The sequence below is a fragment of the Myxosarcina sp. GI1 genome (assembly GCF_000756305.1).
Lineage (GTDB): Bacteria > Cyanobacteriota > Cyanobacteriia > Cyanobacteriales > Xenococcaceae > Myxosarcina.
Genome location: NZ_JRFE01000015.1, coordinates 14,677 through 29,357 on the forward strand (window position 1 = coordinate 14,677; position 14,681 = coordinate 29,357).

The following is a 14,681-nucleotide window of genomic DNA, read 5'->3' on the forward strand; positions in this document are numbered from 1 at the left end:
ATCTGTTTTAAAACTCTAAAAAATAGTTGGTTTACTTCTGTATATGCCTAGTTATTTCCTCAATAAAATTGCTAGTAGTGCGATCGCACTATCTTTTTTAGCTACGGGTTTGTTGCCAGCAGTAGCACAATCATCTCACGAACATCACAATATGCAAATGCCGACACGATCGGTTAGGAATTTGCCACCCCTACCAAGCAATCTACCCAAATGGATGAATAATAAGGACAAAAACCACATTTATCGCAAGCGGGGCAAGTATAACGATGATATTTACAATGTTCGTCCTCTGGCTTTAGATTTAAATGCGGTGGCTGTTGGTCATGCTTTTGCTTATGAAGATTTGGTAACTGGTAAAGCCCAAGAATTAGAGACTAAAACCTTTGAGAAGATAGATGGCGTTCTCAAAAATCCTCCTCCCTTTATGCCCGATGAAGCAAATATTTCTCCTACTTTCGGTCGCAAATATGGCGTACTAGAACAGGTATTTGACTGGGCGCATATTCTTCACTTTCAAACAGTGGATGTGTTGGCAAATACGGAAATGACCGATATAGAAAAAGAGGCGGAGATCGAAGCACTCTATCAGTTTTATCTCGACAACGTACCTTATGCCATTACGGGGTTGCCGATGAATATGGGTTATCTCGATTCTCAACCTTACTCCAAAGAATTTCGCGAACAATATCCTAAAGTTAACGGGTTATTTTGGGGTTATCACTGGTTGCAAGGCTCGATGTATGACTTGCTATATGGCAAAACTTTAAAGGAACAACAACAAGCCTATAAATCAATGGGCAAACAGTATCACCAGGTAGAACTATATCGCACAGATCGCCTTTTTATGCCTATGTTTGCCGAGGTTAGTCCGCGTTTTGCCCAACGTTTTCCCGAAATTGCCAATACTTTCGACAATCTCCATATGCTGCACGACATGGTAAACGATGTCTTAGCTTCGGAATGGATGAGCGAGAAACAGCAAGAAGAACAAATTCAACGAGCGATTTGGCTAGTAATGGCTGCCAATCACGAAGGCATGGAAGCTGGCAAAACCTACGGTAACAATAAACTACACGACCATCGTTTTATGGCAGGGATGCCTGGAATGGGCTGGATGGGAGATATTAAAGGTTTTGAACATCAGATGAATCACGGGCAAGAAACCCCTGAGATGATGAACCATGAAGATAATTCTGAGATGAACCACCAGATGAATCACGGGCAAGAAACTCCTGAGATGATGAACCATCAAATGAATCATGAAGATAATTCTGAGATGAATCACCAGATGAATCACGGGCAAGATGATTCCCAGATGATGCAGCATCAAATGACTCCTGCTAAAGACTCAACCCAAAATTAATTACCAAACAATTTGACTTTAATGCCTAGAATAGAATTTTCTTTCTTAGTCTTGCTAGGTGCGATCGCTGCTACCATGTCTGTAGCAGATCGCTCTCTGGCAGTGGATCACAATAATCTTGATGCCAATCGCCCTCTCGATTTTGATGATGCCGACTCCATTGGTTTTCGCGAACAGGCTTTAGATTTGGGTGCAGCTTTGACTATTCCTGAAGGTGAATCTGTAGGAGGTGAATTTGAAATCGAGTATCTCTACGGTTTTGCGCCCAATACCCATCTTAATATTGGGATCGATCCTAGTATTGAAGAAGATAGTGATGAGACAGAATTTAGTATTGGCGATCTATCTGTAGGAGTGTTACATAACTTCAACCGCGAATACAATAATACTCCTGCTTTTGCCCTGCGGGGTGATGCAGCTTTTCCCACAGGAAATGATTCAGAAGGTGTAGATTTTCGCCTGCGAGGAATTGCCAGCAAAACTGTAGGACAGTATAATCGCCTCCATCTCAATTTAGATGCTAATCTTGCTACCGCTACTGAAGATGGCGATCGCTCTTTTGTTCCTGGAGTAATTTTGGGTTATTCCCGACCCATAGGCTATTCGACAAATTTTACCCGTACTTTTTTAGCGCAAGCAGGAGTAAGAGGTAGCGAAGCAGAAGACGATGGTGCAGTAGTTACATTAGGAGTGGGTTTACGCCAACAGATAGGCTATCAAAGTGTTCTCGATTTTGGCATCTTGGGTGACATCGCAGGGGAAGAGGGCGAAACAAATGAGTTACGTTTGGTAGCTGGTTATTCTTTTGCTTTTTAAACTCGTAATTCTTGCCAAGCCTGAGATAAAACTTATTCGATCGAAGTAAATCTCGAAGTTTTTGTTCCAACAGATTAATGTTTATTACACTACTTATACTCTCAAGTAAACTTGAGGGTTTAGTTTAAAATGATGGTAGAAGAAAATACTAAAGTAATCATGAACGAAGCAACTTTTCTGAAAATTGGCGAACTAGCCAAGCAGACGGGTTTAGCAGTGGGAACCCTTCGTTACTACAGCGATTTAGGACTTCTACAACCAGTGCAAAGAGGGGACAATGGATATCGTTACTACAGTCATGATGCCAGTCAACAAGTAGAATTTATTAAAAAAGCTCAAACTCTGGGGTTTACTCTTGAAGAAATCAAGCAAATTTTAGATGTAAGAGATAGAGGAGAAAAACCCTGTAGCTTAGTACAAAGCTTATTAAATAACAAAATAAAGCAGTTAGAAATTCAAATAAAGCAAATGACTTTGTTTAAAGCCGAATTAGAAGAATATCGCAGTGCTTGGACAAATAACCCCAGTCCCGAATCAAAGCCTCAAGAAGTTTGTCCTCTAATTTCTAGTGTATCTTTGCATTCTGCATCACTAAACTAATTCCACTTACCTAAAATGGCTTTTAGTAGTTTTCAATTCGAGGTTAAAAAATGAGTTTTCAGTCTTTAATTGCTCACAATGGAGTCAATCATCAACAATCCAGTCCAACAGAAAAAACCAAACAGTCGCCTACTGAAGCTCAACACGACGATATTAAACATAATTCCAACGATTCTCAAACTGTTACACCTGGCTCAAATTCTGCATCCGAAAAACAGGTTTTAGAAACTCCAGAAACTAAGCTCGACACAGAAAGAAAAACAGAATCTTTAACGTCTACAGAAACATCAAATTTAGACGCTGCAACTTTAGTTACAGGATTTGGAGAGTCTATCTTTACTTTATTAATCGCTAGTCCTTTTTTACTAATCGGATTAAAAAAATGGCTGCATAAATAGCAGAACAAGCGTAAGAAAAAATCGTAAATTTTGTATAAATAAATTATTTTTCATGGCAATTAATAAAGCTCGTTTGCGCCATTTTCACTACATATTGGCTCCACTTATGTTTGTGCCAATATTTTTGACGGCAATTACTGGCTCGCTATTTCAAATAGCAGTAATTACGGGTAAAAGTGACGACTTTCTCTGGCTTTTAGAATTACATAGAGGCAAGTTCGGCAGCATAAATTTAGAATTTGTTTATCCTTTGTTAAATGCTTTTGGAGTTTTGTTTTTAGCTATTACGGGAATTGCAATGTGGTTGCAAATAAATAAAAAAGCTAGAAATTTACGCAAATAAATGGTGGTTAGTTAAGCAACATTTTTGTTCGCAGCGAAATTCATATTAAGGCTTTCACTGTTTTTGTGTAACTATTTCCTAGAGCTTTGGTAAAGATTGACAAAGATTTGGGCAATAGTTAGACATTCCCTTGACTCTATAGTTAGCTATAGAGTTTATGTTGGTTTTGATAGATAATCACAATCGAATTAGTTATTTCTAATGAACGATAGCGGATTTTTAAGTACTTACAGCGAAGCAGTTCTAACTTCTCTAAGCTTTTTCTGGAAAGCGTTGTGGGCGTTTATTCTCGGCTATATTGTCAGTAGCGCAATTCAAGTTTTTGTCACTCGCGAACGCATGAAACAGACGATGGGAGAAGCGGGTAAAAAAAGTATTGCTTTAGGTACGTTCTTTGGTTTTATCTCTAGTTCCTGTAGCTTTGCGGCATTAGCTACTACCAAGTCTTTATTTAAAAAAGGTGCGGGGTTCGTTCCTGCTTTGGCTTTTCTGTTAGCTTCGACTAATTTAGTAATCGAATTAGGCTTTATTATTGCTATTTTTCTTGGCTGGCAATTTGTAGTTGGTGAATATTTAGGTGGTTTGATACTAATTATTCTGACTTGGCAAATTGTGCGTTTTACTCGTCCTAAAGAATTAATTAGAAAAGTTCGCAGAAAGTTAAACGACGAAGAAGGAAAAGAGAAGAATGATAAAGATATTCCCGACTGGAAAGAGAGAATTACCAGCAAGCAAGCATGGAAGCAAGTAGCACGTCATTACTTTATGGAATGGGGTATGGTGTGGAAAGATGTTACTTTTGGCTTTACTATTGCGGGAGTTATTGCCGCTTTTGTTCCTACCGCTTTTTTTCAAACTTTATTTATCGGTTCGGGACAAAATAGTAACCCAGGTTTTTTCGCAATTTTAGAACATACTATTGTTGGTCCTGTAGCTGCTTTTTTTACCTTTATCGGTTCGATGGGTAATATTCCCTTAGCCTCTATTCTCTATAGCAACGGGGTCAGTTTTGCAGGGGTAATGGCATTTATTTTTAGCGATCTGGTAGTTTTTCCAGTAATTCGCGTTAATGCTAAATATTATGGCTGGAAGCTAGCATTATATATTCTCGGTGTCTTTTTAGCAGCATTGATAGCGACGGCGATTATCATGCACTACGGATTTGCTTTGTTTGGCTTATTACCGCAAAATAGTGGCGGACAAAGCGCGGCGCAGACAGAGCGTTTTGCTATTGACTATACTTTTTGGCTCAATCTTATTTTCTTAGTGATAACGGGGATTTTAACCTGGTTGCGTTTCGGTGGTGATAAGCAACAGCAGCATCAACATCATCACCACGGAGGCAATAAGGGCATCGTCGAACAAGTTCTTTTTTATCTGGCAATTCTTTCTTATATCTGGCTAGCTGGCGGTATTATTGTTTCTCTAATTACTTAGACGGATAGGGCGAAATTATAACTCTTTAAATTTGGGTAATAATTGCCCAAAAGCAATACCCCGATGACTTACGCGATTTTTAGTTTCAGAAGGCATCTCAGCAAAGGTTTGTTGCTGTTGGGGAACAAAAAAAATGGGATCGTAACCAAAACCACCGTTACCGCGAGGAGAGTCGATAATTTCTCCCTGACAGATGCCTTCTGTTTCTAATGCGATCGAACCATCGGGACGAGCGATCGCAATAGCGCAAATAAACTGAGCTTTACGGTTGAGATTGTTTCCTAGTTCTTTTAGCAATCTAGTAATTTTTTCTGTATCGCTATTGCCATAACGTGCTGAATAAATCCCAGGTGCGCCGTCGAGGGCATCTACTGCCAAACCAGAATCATCAGCGATCGCCCATTGGTTTGTAGCTTTGGCGACTCCGCAGGCTTTAAGACGAGCATTTTCGCTAAAAGTAGCTCCAGTTTCAGCAATATCTATAGATTTTGGTTTTAATTCTAATTGCCAATCTAATCCCGTTAGATATTCTTGCATTTCATGCAGTTTGCCAGGATTGCCAGTAGCTACAACTAATTTTCTCATTCGATATTCAACATAAAAAATTTTGAAGGAAGTTAAATAGACTTCGCAGGCGATGGTTTGCTTAAGAGTTTGCCCACTCCTTAGCCCATTCTAAAACGCGCTGGACTTCTGACATTGAGGAAGCTTGACAATAGAGACGCAATACTGGTTCGGTACCGCTAAAGCGAATCAACAACCAGGTGTTTTCATCCAGTCTAAATTTATAGCCATCTACATCCAGACAGTCTCGTACTTTTTTACCAGCAACCTCAGTTGGGGCATTATTTTGTAAGCGTTCGAGTAATTTAGCTCTGACATCCATATTTGCCAAAGGCAAATCGATGCGATCGTATTCGGCTTTAAAATTAACTTTGTCACATAGACGACTATAGATTTGCTCTAAACTTTCTCCCGACTGTACTACTGCCTCTAAAACATATAAAGCCGATAATAGAGCATCTCGTTCGGGAATATGGGTACCATAACCAATACCGCCCGATTCTTCACCGCCAATAGTTACTTCAGCTTCTAGCATTCTTTCGGCAATATATTTGTAACCGATAGGAGTTTCATAGACCGAGCGGTTATAAGATTTAGCCAACAAAGGAATTAGATCCGAACCACTGACAGTTTTAACAATTTCTCCCTTAAATCTTTTACGCTCTACTAAATGTTCGATTAAGATGGGAATCAAAATTTGCGAGCTAAGGAAATTTCCTGCTCCATCAACTGCCGCAATGCGATCGCTGTCGCCATCAAAAACTAAGCCTACTCTAACAGTATCTGATTCTTTTTTAGCCTCAGCTTTAATCGTGCTAAGTATATCGGGCAAGTTTTTAGGTAAGGGTTCGGGCGCACTACCGCCAAACAAGGGATCGCGATCGCTGTTAATTTCTTCAATGGGGCATCCTAAAAGACGTTCTAATCCTGTAGCTGCCGCTCCGTGCATTACATCGGCAAATACTTTAACTTTTTCCGCAGAAATTGCAGAATTGATGCCAGCAATATCGACTTTAGAGCGTAATTCCTGACAGTAACTCTCCCAGGGGTCGAAATATTCTATTTTTCCAGGCGCTTTACTTGCAGACAGTGGTTTATCCAAAACCGCTTCGATTTGTTTGGTAACTTCTGGCGACACCGAACCACCATAGGCACTTTTTACTTTTAAGCCCAAATAAGCTGCGGGGTTGTGCGAGGCAGTCATGACAACTGCTCCCAAAGCATTACGGCTTTTTGCCGCCCAGCTAAAAGCGGGGGTAGGAGCGTAAGATTTGGATAGTAAAACGTCGAAACCAGCTTCTGTTATTGCTTCTGCTGCTACTTTGGCAAAATCTTCAGCCATAAAACGGCGATCGTAACCTACAATAACGGTGCGATTACCCGAAGGGTACGCTTCGCGAACGCTTGCTACGTTACTGTAGTTGTCGGCTAAAACTTTAGCTGCCAGAGGAGCCAACATAGCTACTCGTTCAAAGGTAAAATCAGCAGCAATTACGCCACGCCAGCCATCGGTACCAAATTTAATCGGATTGACAGTAAAAGCCATAATCTCAAATATAAATTGTTTACAATAACCACTTCAGATTAACTGTTTCTCAAAGCTTTGCCAATTGTTATCGCAAGTGATATCGCAAGGTACGAGAACCCTTGAAAATTTTCAAAATACCTACAATTAAATTAATTTGCCGTCGATGATTGTGTATCGCCCACAACTTCTGGTTCATTTGGAGAGATTTGTTCGATTTTTATTAGTAAATCGCGTAGTTTCATTCTCTCTATGTAAGGCCATCCTCCTTGTTCTTCAATGTCTTTGACCAATTGATAGAGAGCATTTCGAGTTTCTGGTAGGGATGGTTCAAAAATCTCAGTGCGAATTTGACGATGAATTGCTTCCAAATTGCGTAATAAAAATAAAAGAAACAGAGTATCCTGTCGATGTTCTTCTGCCAAAGCCCAGATATCGTTGGTAGTTTTTTGCAATATAGAATCGGAATTGCTGGCACTTGTAGTTTGGTTTTGATTCATGCGTCCAAGATCGCTTATTAAAGATCTACTTTTTTGCAGTTTAACTCTATGTTATTGAGTTTCGATACACAATTGCAGTTATCGAGATTCGCTTTGTCAATCGGTATGAAATTGCATTATGGGTAGTGCTTATTTGGTACAGTAGATAGCATCTATAAAAATGGCTAAATTTTACATATTAGCCTATTACTACATTTGTACTTAATGTTTAGATCGAGAATTGACAAAACGAGGTTAACCATGCGGTATCGTACTATAATTGCTGCTTTTCTAGCAGTTTGTTTGGGTTTGCTTACAGCCTGTGGCGAAAACCCTAAAAATATTAACAGAAGCGAACTAACATACGATGACATTTTAAATACTGGAATTGCTAATACCTGTCTGCAACTGCCAGATAGCAGTCGCGGTTCGATCGCTATCGATCCAGATCGAACTTATACCTTACGCGATTTATGTTTAGAACCTAAAGAATATTTTGTTAAGGAAGAAGGAAACAGAAGACAAGAAGCCGGGTATATTCAAGGTAAGTTATTAACTAGATATACTTCTACTCTAGACCAGGTTCGCGGTACGGTTGAATCGAACGAAGACGGAAGTTTGACTTTTACCGAACTTGACGGCATTGATTTCCAAGCTGCTACCGTTCAGCTTCCTGGAGGTGAAGAAGTACCTTTTCTGTTTACAATTAAAGAGCTAGTAGCTACTTCTAAATCTGGTTCTAGTTCGATCGACTCTTCTACTGATTTTGAAGGAGAATTTAGTGTTCCTTCCTATCGCGGTCAAGTTTTTCTCGATCCTAAAGGACGCAGTTTGGCTAGTGGTTATGATAATGCCGTAGCTCTACCTGCAAGAGCCGACGATGAAGAGTTTACTCGGGCTAACGTCAAAGAGTTTGTATCTCGTAAAGGTCGTATGTCTCTTAACGTTACCAAAGTAGATACCGAAACTGGTGAGATTGCTGGCGTTTTTGAAAGCGAGCAGCCTTCTGCTACCGACTTGGGTGCAGAAGAACCAGAAGAAGTTAAAGTTCGCGGTATTTTCTACGGAAGAGTCGAACCTAAAGTATAATCGTTTGACTATTACAGAACTAAGATTTTTAAATAAGCTTTAACTTATATAGTCATGTGTCAACCGCAACTGGCGATCGCCAGTTGCGGTTTTTAATAGAAAACCGTTACTAATAAAAAATACGGTCATTTTCTAATAAAACAACCGTATCGAAATACTATACGTAAATATTTATCTGTTTAGTTAATTAAATATACCAACACAAACAGTACCAACCAAATTACATCAACAAAGTGCCAGTAAATCTCAGCGGCTTCTACACCAAAATGATCGCTACTAGAATAGTGACCTTCTTGGCGCGATCGCCACAGCACGGATAAGATTAACAATACCCCTACCGTAACGTGCAGACCGTGAAATCCAGTTAACACATAAAAACAACTGGCAAATAGGTTGGTTGTCAAGCCAAACTCAGCATTGAAGTATTCAAAAGCTTGTCCCCCCAAAAAAATAGCACCCATTAACGCCGTTAGTCCGAACCACACCTGTAAACCTTTAACATCATTATTTTTAAGTGCGGTTTGTCCTCGGTGCATTACAAAACTACTAGCTACCAGAATTGAAGTATTAATAATTGGTACTAAAAGTTCCAACTCGGGCATTCCTTCTGGAGGCCAGACGGGCATCGTAGCGCGATAAATTAATAGCGCAGCGAAAAAGCCGAGAAAAGTCATGCTGTCGGATACCAAAAAAACATAAATACCAAACATTCTATGGTCTGGATGTCCGTGATGACCCGCTGCTTCCTGATGAGAATCGATCGCGATTTGAGATTGATTGTCTAAAGCTGAACCTTGCATAAAAACTATTGCTAATTAACTATAGAAATTTTTTGTAGGGACACTTTATTTGTAATTAGTCGTCCCTACCAAATTTACTGCCCTTCGGAACTTACTGCTGCTAGCATCTCGTCTAAATCTTCGTCACCGTCGATACTTTCTTCATCGATACCATATTCATAAGGTCCAGCCCACAATACTGGTTCTTCTTCAAAGTTTTCGATGATTGGAGGAGAACTGGTTTGCCATTCTAAAGTTAAGGCACGCCAGGGATTGCGGCTAGCTTTTTTGCCTTTAAGCAAACTCCAAACTACGTTAATAATAAAAGGAAAAGTAGAAAGAGCCAAAATATACGAGCCAATAGTACAAACCATGTTTAAAGTTTGGAACTGGGGATCGTAAAGGGCAATACGGCGGTTCATTCCCTGCAAGCCCAACTGGTGCATGGGTAAAAAGGTAATATTAAAACCAATAAAAGTCATCGCAAAATGAAGACGACCCCAGGTTTCATTGACCATACGTCCAGTCATCTTGGGAAACCAGTGATATACTGCGGCAAATAAGCCAAATACCGAACCACCAAACAAAACATAGTGGAAGTGAGCGACGATAAAGTAAGTATCGTGGACGTGAATATCAAACGGTACCGAAGCTACCATTACGCCACTTAAGCCCCCGATGAGGAAAGAAGAAAGAAAACCGACACCAAATAGCAAGGCACTGTTAAGGTCGAGTTTGCCGCCCCAGAGAGTAGCACACCAGCTAAATACTTTGATCCCAGTCGGTACGGCAATAATCATCGTGGTTGCCATAAAAAACATCCGCAGCCAGCCAGGAGTACCGCTAGAAAACATGTGATGCGCCCAGACAATTAAGCCCAGAAAACTGATTGCCAAACTCGAATAGGCGATCGCTCTATAGCCAAAAATCGGTTTGCGAGCGTGGACGGGTAATACTTCAGAAATTACGCCGAAAAAGGGCAAAATCATAATGTATACCGCCGGGTGGGAATAGAACCAGAACATATGCTGGTAGACAATGGGATCGCCTCCTCCCGAAGGGTTAAAGAATGCCGTTCCTGCAATCAGATCGAAAGAAAGCAAGATTAAAGCGGCTGCCAAAACGGGGGTACCGAGCAAGATCAACCCCGAAGTAGCCAACATCGACCAACAAAACAGAGGCATACTGTGGATATCCATTTCGGGCATCCGCATCAGCAAAATGGTAGTCAAAAAGTTTATCGCCCCAAAAATTGAGGATGCTCCCAGAAGTAAAAGACTTAGTATCCAAATTTCTTCTCCCGATTTACCGCTAACTAAGCTCAAGGGCGGATAAGAAGTCCAGCCCGCTTGCGGTGCGCCGTTATAGAAACTACTCATTAAGAGAATTCCAGCAGGAGGAATCATCCAAAATGCCACGGCATTGAGACGGGGAAATGCCATGTCTTCTGCCCCAATCATCAAGGGGATTAGGTAGTTGGCAAAACCTGCCCCTGCAGGAATGATCCATAGAAATAGCATAATCGTTCCGTGCATGGTCAAAAGCTGATTGTAAAACTCAGGCTGCACGAAATCGGGATCGGGGGTAGAAAGTTCGGTACGCATTACTTCAGCTAACGCGCCACCGATGAAGTAGAAGAAAAAAGCGGTAACTAAATATTGAATGCCAATTACTTTGTGATCGGTGCTAAAGCCAAAGTAATCTTGCCATTTTCTTTGAGGATGGACGCTTTGTCCATTCTCGGTTGCAGTGGTATTTGCTTCTGCTGTGGTACTCATATAATTTTTTAATCTCGTTGCGTTCGGAGGAATTATCTTAATTGAGCTAGTGTATCTACCGCCACACCAACTTCAGTAGCGTAGCGAGTTAAAAACTCTTCATCAGATTGCTGGCTGGGGTTAACCGCTAAAGATTTTTCGTCATCGTTGGCTGCATAAGTATTTTGCTGAACCCATTCTTGGTATTCTGCTTCGGTTTCAACATATAGCTGGGTTTTCATCCCACCATGATATGCCCCGCACAGTTCGGCACAGACAATAGGGTATTTGCCCACTTTACTGGGAGTAAAAATTAATTTAGTTTCTCTACCAGGAATTACATCTTGCTTGATCCGAAATTCTGGGAGCCAAAAAGCATGAATAACGTCACCAGCAGTCATATTCAATTCTATGGGTCGATCTACAGGAACGTGCATCTCTCCCGAAACTACGCCACTATCTCCATAAGTAAAAATCCAAGCGTACTGGATACCATTAACGTTGATTTGTAAAGGTGTTCCCTCTTGAGGACTATCGGGAGTTGCGCCCAAACCCAAAGCGATATCTTTGTCGGGGTTTAACGCAACTAACTGCTGATGGTGTCCGTGACTATGAGCGAGCTTTTGCGGTCCTGGATCGTTAGCAACCATAGGATCTAGCCCACCCATAGTATTGTAAACTTCAAAGCTATAGATAGATAAGATTAATACAATAACTGTAGGGATAGCGGTCCAGAGTATTTCTAAAGGAACGTTGCCTTCTATAGACGGTCCGTCGGTTGTATCTCCTTTACGCTTGCGAAACTTAACAAGTGAGTAAACTAATACTCCTTCTACTAGTAAAAATAAACCCGTGGCAATGGTCATCATTAAATTGAAGAGTCCGTCTACATCGTCTGCCTCCGCAGAAGCAGCAATAGGCAGCAGTCCGTGGTTTTGACCATACCACAAACTAATTAGGGTCATAGCGATCCCTGCTATGAGGGTAATGATATTGCTAGGAATATTCACTGTTATTGATGGTTGGTAGTTTTTATCGATCCTAAAACGCGATCGCGTTATTTGTAATACTTTACAGCCGCTCTTTAAGTAACAACTGTAGTTTCAAATGCGATCTTCTGCTAAAGAATAGCTTCAACAGTGTACTAGGGTTTTTTCTACTTACTAGGTTAAACAAATTACAAATAGATAGGCAAATCACCCAAGTAAATAAAAATTTCTAATGTCGGGCGTAGAATTTCAGACTCGCTCGATTAATTAGTATTAGTAGCGCGATGCTCTCTACAACTTGCCGAAACTTAACTTTCTTTTATACAGTGTTAAATTTTATTAAGGGATTTTTAAATCAATCTGAAGAATACTGCAAAGGAGCAAACTCTTAGAAAAACGTCGCTACAGTGATAGATAGGTTAATAAAAAGTTCTGCAATCTCGTTAGAATTTGACTCAACGGAGCGATCGCTCCGCTCCAATCGATAAAAGTTTATCTATCTATGTACCATGACCGAATCAGTTTTCAAACCACAGATTCATCAACAGCAAGAAGCTAGAGACACATTTTCACCTGTAGTATTAATTCGTCGCCTGGTTTGGAAAATGGCGTTTGCCACTCTATTATTAATGGCGGTTGGCAGTGCCACAAGAGTGATGAATGCAGGTTTAGCCTGCCCAGATTGGCCGCTGTGTTACGGTCAACTCATACCGACCCAACAAATGAATCTTCAAGTGTTTTTAGAGTGGTTTCATCGTTTGGATGCGGCTTTGATTGGGATTAGTGCGATCGCTTTTGTGGGTTTATCCTGTTGGTATCGAAAAGTTTTGCCAAATTGGTTGCCAGGAGCGGCAATTTTTGCCTTATTCCTCATTGTTTTTCAAGGAGTCTTGGGAGGACTAACGGTAACTCAACTATTGCGCTTCGATATTGTTACTGCCCATTTAGGTATGGCACTGCTATTTTTTAGCACTCTAGTAATTATTGCTACTGCCCTGATACCTCACAAAGGAACCCAGGCAGCAGGCAAATTAAGCTGGATTGGTTTGACAGCAGCAATTTTAGTTTATTTACAAAGTATTCTAGGTGGTTTAGTAGCTTCTCGTTGGGCTTTGCATCAGTGTTTTGCTGGTTTTCAGCTTTGTAACGTCATGAACGGTCATATTTTAGGCGTATTACCACCTACAGCAGCAACAATAGCTTTAGTTTGGTTCGCCTGGCGGACACCAGGATTGCACGCTACCTTAAGAAAGTTGGCTAATGCTGCTGCGGCATTAGTGACATTGCAAATTCTTCTCGGTATTGCTACATTTAAGCTTCATTTACAAGTAGAACCGCTAACCGTGACCCATCAAGCTGTAGGAGCCAGCTTACTAGGTGTATGTATTGCTTTTACCGTTTTATCACTGCGCGATCGCACCAGACAAACCGCTTCATCAATGAACAATTAGCAATGAGCAATAAGCAATTACCTCTCCTTAAACAACGAACGACGATCGGTTTGAGGATAGTAAATGAAAAATTGTTCATTGCAGTTCTGTTCATTGCTCATTGATAAAATAGCAACACTTTTCGCTTTTTCTCACTTAACACAATCCACAATCAAAGTATATTAGGAACACAATCGTTATGCTCGGGACAGGTATCGTCCGCAATCAAAATTGGCTTCAAGTTGTCAACAGCTACTATCAATTGACCAAACCGCGTATCATTCCCTTACTGCTAATTACGACCGCAGCCTCGATGTGGATCGCTTCGGCAGGAAGAGTAGACCCGATTTTGTTGTTAGTTACTCTTATAGGGGGAACTCTCGCCGCCGCTTCGGCGCAGGTACTCAACTGTATTTACGACCGCGACATCGACTACACGATGACCAGGACTCGCAAACGTCCCATTCCTTCTGGGAGAGTCCAGCCTTTACATGCTTTGATTTTTGCCTTAGTTTTGGGAACTTTGTCCTTCGTACTGCTGGCATTTTGGGCTAACTTGCTGGCAGCTTTATTAGCTATGTCTGGCATTGTAGTTTATATGCTGATTTATACACACTGGTTAAAACGCCATACAACTCAAAACATAGTTATTGGTGGTGCGGCAGGTTCGATTCCGCCTTTGGTAGGTTGGGCGGCAGTTACAGGAGAGATCGGCTTGACTCCCTTGCTACTATTTGCAGTTATTTTTCTTTGGACTCCTCCCCATTTCTGGGCTTTAGCATTGATGATTAAAGATGACTATGCAGAAGTAGAAGTCCCTATGCTGCCAGTAGTAAAAGGAGAAATAGTTACGGCAAACCAAATCTGGTTCTATACTTTGCTGGTAGTTCCCTTTACTTTTTTATTCGTCTATCCCCTGCATCAGTTAGGAGTAGTTTATGGGGCGATCTCGCTTTATTTAGGATATGTCTTTATTCGCAAAGCTTGGCAACTCAAACAACTACCGCAAGATAAACAACTGGCTCGTTCTCTGTTTAAATACTCAATTTTCTATATGATGTTGCTATGTACGGGAATGGTTGCCGATCGCTTACTATACGTAGTTTGGTAGC

General features: G+C 40.8%; 15 protein-coding genes. 9 read left to right on the top strand and 6 right to left on the bottom strand.

Annotated features, from left to right (window positions below; genetic code table 11):
- Nucleotides 1-43: 43 nt before the first annotated feature.
- The 6 genes from KV40_RS10665 to KV40_RS10690 all read left to right on the top strand — a co-directional run bounded on the left by KV40_RS10665 (nucleotide 44) and on the right by KV40_RS10690 (nucleotide 4,957).
- Nucleotides 44-1,363, top strand: a complete 1,320-nt coding sequence (locus KV40_RS10665) for a hypothetical protein (protein ID WP_216595595.1) — start codon at nucleotides 44-46, stop codon at nucleotides 1,361-1,363.
- Nucleotides 1,364-1,384: 21 nt separating this feature from the next.
- A complete protein-coding gene (locus KV40_RS10670; RefSeq protein ID WP_036480947.1) occupies nucleotides 1,385-2,179 on the top strand; it encodes a transporter in 795 nt (264 codons plus the stop codon).
- A 159-nt stretch (nucleotides 2,180-2,338) separates the two neighbouring features.
- Nucleotides 2,339-2,779: a heavy metal-responsive transcriptional regulator gene (locus KV40_RS10675; protein WP_036481252.1), complete on the top strand. Its 441-nt coding sequence runs from the start codon at nucleotides 2,339-2,341 to the stop codon at nucleotides 2,777-2,779.
- Nucleotides 2,780-2,829: 50 nt separating this feature from the next.
- Nucleotides 2,830-3,177: a hypothetical protein gene (locus KV40_RS10680; protein WP_036480949.1), complete on the top strand. Its 348-nt coding sequence runs from the start codon at nucleotides 2,830-2,832 to the stop codon at nucleotides 3,175-3,177.
- A gap of 52 nt (nucleotides 3,178-3,229) precedes the next feature.
- Nucleotides 3,230-3,520, top strand: a complete 291-nt coding sequence (locus KV40_RS10685) for a hypothetical protein (protein WP_036480951.1) — start codon at nucleotides 3,230-3,232, stop codon at nucleotides 3,518-3,520.
- A gap of 201 nt (nucleotides 3,521-3,721) precedes the next feature.
- Nucleotides 3,722-4,957 (top strand): permease, encoded by a 1,236-nt coding sequence (locus KV40_RS10690; protein ID WP_036480953.1) that lies wholly within the window; start codon nucleotides 3,722-3,724, stop codon nucleotides 4,955-4,957.
- A gap of 15 nt (nucleotides 4,958-4,972) precedes the next feature.
- Here KV40_RS10690 and rdgB read toward each other — a convergent pair whose 3' ends face one another.
- The 3 genes from rdgB to KV40_RS10705 all read right to left on the bottom strand — a co-directional run bounded on the left by rdgB (nucleotide 4,973) and on the right by KV40_RS10705 (nucleotide 7,546).
- Nucleotides 4,973-5,542 (bottom strand): RdgB/HAM1 family non-canonical purine NTP pyrophosphatase, encoded by a 570-nt coding sequence (rdgB, locus tag KV40_RS10695; protein WP_036480954.1) that lies wholly within the window; start codon nucleotides 5,540-5,542, stop codon nucleotides 4,973-4,975.
- A gap of 61 nt (nucleotides 5,543-5,603) precedes the next feature.
- Nucleotides 5,604-7,067 carry a phosphoglucomutase/phosphomannomutase family protein gene (locus KV40_RS10700; RefSeq protein ID WP_036480956.1) on the bottom strand — a complete coding sequence of 488 codons (1,464 nt, stop codon included), beginning with the start codon at nucleotides 7,065-7,067 and terminating at the stop codon, nucleotides 5,604-5,606.
- A gap of 131 nt (nucleotides 7,068-7,198) precedes the next feature.
- A complete protein-coding gene (locus KV40_RS10705; protein ID WP_036480958.1) occupies nucleotides 7,199-7,546 on the bottom strand; it encodes a hypothetical protein in 348 nt (115 codons plus the stop codon).
- Nucleotides 7,547-7,786: 240 nt separating this feature from the next.
- On the opposite strand from KV40_RS10705, the gene KV40_RS10710 reads away from it, so the two are divergent.
- Complete coding sequence (locus KV40_RS10710; protein ID WP_036480960.1) at nucleotides 7,787-8,614, top strand: photosystem II manganese-stabilizing polypeptide; 828 nt, start codon at nucleotides 7,787-7,789, stop codon at nucleotides 8,612-8,614.
- Between the two features lie 179 nt (nucleotides 8,615-8,793).
- On the opposite strand, the gene KV40_RS10715 is transcribed toward KV40_RS10710, so the two are convergent.
- The 3 genes from KV40_RS10715 to KV40_RS10725 form a co-directional block, all read right to left on the bottom strand.
- Nucleotides 8,794-9,414, bottom strand: coding sequence for a heme-copper oxidase subunit III (locus tag KV40_RS10715; protein WP_036480962.1), 621 nt, complete (start codon nucleotides 9,412-9,414; stop codon nucleotides 8,794-8,796).
- 74 nt (nucleotides 9,415-9,488) lie between these two features.
- A complete protein-coding gene (gene ctaD / locus KV40_RS10720; protein WP_036480964.1) occupies nucleotides 9,489-11,171 on the bottom strand; it encodes a cytochrome c oxidase subunit I in 1,683 nt (560 codons plus the stop codon).
- A 32-nt stretch (nucleotides 11,172-11,203) separates the two neighbouring features.
- On the bottom strand, nucleotides 11,204-12,160 hold the full coding sequence (locus KV40_RS10725; protein ID WP_036480966.1) for a cytochrome c oxidase subunit II: 957 nt from the start codon (nucleotides 12,158-12,160) through the stop codon (nucleotides 11,204-11,206).
- A 488-nt stretch (nucleotides 12,161-12,648) separates the two neighbouring features.
- Between KV40_RS10725 and KV40_RS10730 the strand changes: the two genes are divergently transcribed.
- The gene (locus KV40_RS10730; protein WP_036480968.1) at nucleotides 12,649-13,590 is read left to right on the top strand and encodes a heme A synthase; all 942 of its coding nucleotides are present in this window, start codon (nucleotides 12,649-12,651) and stop codon (nucleotides 13,588-13,590) included.
- A 178-nt stretch (nucleotides 13,591-13,768) separates the two neighbouring features.
- Complete coding sequence (locus tag KV40_RS10735; RefSeq protein WP_036480970.1) at nucleotides 13,769-14,680, top strand: heme o synthase; 912 nt, start codon at nucleotides 13,769-13,771, stop codon at nucleotides 14,678-14,680.
- The last annotated feature ends 1 nt before the right edge of the window (nucleotide 14,681 follow it).